The organism is Pseudomonas schmalbachii, from assembly GCF_017589465.1.
Taxonomy (GTDB): domain Bacteria; phylum Pseudomonadota; class Gammaproteobacteria; order Pseudomonadales; family Pseudomonadaceae; genus Pseudomonas; species Pseudomonas schmalbachii.
Genome location: NZ_JAELYA010000043.1, coordinates 1 through 255, shown reverse-complemented (window position 1 = coordinate 255; position 255 = coordinate 1). Strand labels below are relative to the sequence as shown.

General features: G+C 49.0%; 1 rRNA gene. It reads left to right on the top strand.

Annotated features, from left to right (window positions below):
• Positions 1–26 precede the first annotated feature (26 nt).
• A 23S ribosomal RNA gene (locus JFY56_RS24840) occupies positions 27–255 on the top strand; the annotation flags it as partial.

The window sequence follows — 255 nt, the reverse complement described above, 5'->3', positions numbered from 1 at the left end:
AGATGGCAGATTGTTTGGGGTTATATGGTCAAGTGAAGAAGCGCATACGGTGGATGCCTTGGCAGTCAGAGGCGATGAAAGACGTGGTAGCCTGCGAAAAGCTTCGGGGAGGTGGCAAACAACCTGTGATCCGGAGATGTCTGAATGGGGAAACCCAACCAACATAAGTTGGTTATCACACACTGAATACATAGGTGTGTGAGGCGAACCAGGGGAACTGAAACATCTAAGTACCCTGAGGAACAGAAATCAACC